The organism is Aeromonas molluscorum 848 (assembly GCF_000388115.1).
Taxonomy (GTDB): domain Bacteria; phylum Pseudomonadota; class Gammaproteobacteria; order Enterobacterales; family Aeromonadaceae; genus Aeromonas; species Aeromonas molluscorum.
In genome coordinates this window covers 1-1,355 of sequence record NZ_AQGQ01000298.1, presented here as the reverse complement: position 1 = coordinate 1,355, position 1,355 = coordinate 1, and the positions used below count along the sequence as shown (strand labels likewise).

General features: G+C 60.9%; 1 protein-coding gene. It reads right to left on the bottom strand.

What is annotated here, in order from left to right; translation table 11 throughout:
* Window positions 1–1,355: class 1a ribonucleoside-diphosphate reductase subunit alpha (nrdA, locus tag G113_RS20095; protein ID WP_005914774.1), on the bottom strand; the 1,355-nt coding region annotated here is incomplete at both ends.

Genomic DNA, 1,355 nt, shown 5'->3' with positions numbered 1-1,355 from the left:
AGAGTTCGTACTGATCCTTGAGGCGCTCGTACTCGGGCACCACCTGCTTGAGGATGCCATCCTTGGAGGCCTTGACCGACACCAGGCCGCGCGGCGGTTCTATGCCGTTGGTGGCATTGGAGATCTGGCTGGAGGTCTCGCTCGGCATCAGGGCGGTCAGGGTCGAGTTGCGCAGACCGACCGTCTTGATCTCTTCACGCAAGGTTTCCCAGTCCAGATGCAGCGGCTCGTTGCACAGGTTGTCGAGATCCTTTTTATAGGTATCGATGGGCAGTATGCCCTGGGCATAGGTGGTCTCGTTGAACGCCGGGCAGGGGCCGAACTCACGGGCCAGCTGCACCGAGGCTTTGAGCAGATAGAACTGGATCGCCTCGAAGGTGCGGTGGGTCAGCGCCAGACCGGAGCCGTCGGAGTAGCGGGCGCCGTTCTTGGCCAGGTAGTAGGCGTAGTTGATGACGCCTATCCCCAGGGTGCGGCGGTTCATGCTGCCCTTCTGGGCGGCTTTGAGGGGGTAATCCTGATAGTCGAGCAGGGCATCCAGGGCACGCACGGCCAGATCGGCCATCTCTTCGAGATCTTCGAGCTTCTCGATGGCGCCCAGGTTGAAGGCCGACAGGGTGCACAGGGCAATCTCGCCGCTGTCGTCATCCACGTTGTTGAGCGGTTTGGTCGGCAGCGCTATCTCAAGGCAGAGATTGGACTGGCGTACCGGCGCCACGCTCGGATCGAACGGGCTGTGGGTGTTGCAGTGATCCACGTTCTGAATGTAGATGCGACCGGTACCGGCGCGCTCCTGCATCATCAGGGAGAACAGATCCACCGCCTTGATGGTCTTCTTGCGAATGGCCGGATCCTGCTCGTACTTGACGTAGAGCTGCTCGAACTTGTCCTGATCCGCGAAGAAGGCATCGTACAGGCCAGGAGCATCGGAGGGGGAGAACAAGGAGATGTCACCGCCCTTGATGAGGCGCTGGTACATCAGCTTGTTGATCTGCACGCCGTAGTCCATGTGACGGACCCGGTTTTCTTCGACGCCGCGGTTGTTTTTCAGGACCAGCAGGCTCTCCACTTCGGTGTGCCACAGCGGGTAGAACAGAGTGGCAGCACCACCGCGCACGCCGCCCTGGGAGCAGCACTTGACCGCAGTCTGGAAGTACTTGTAGAAGGGGATGCAACCGGTATGGAAGGCTTCGCCACCACGGATGGGGCTGCCCAGCCCACGAATGCGACCGGCGTTGATGCCGATACCGGCGCGCTGGGAGACATAACGCACTATGGCGCTGGCGGTGGCATTGATGGAGTCCAGGCTGTCATCACACTCGATCAGCACGCAGGAGCTGAACTGACGGGTCGGG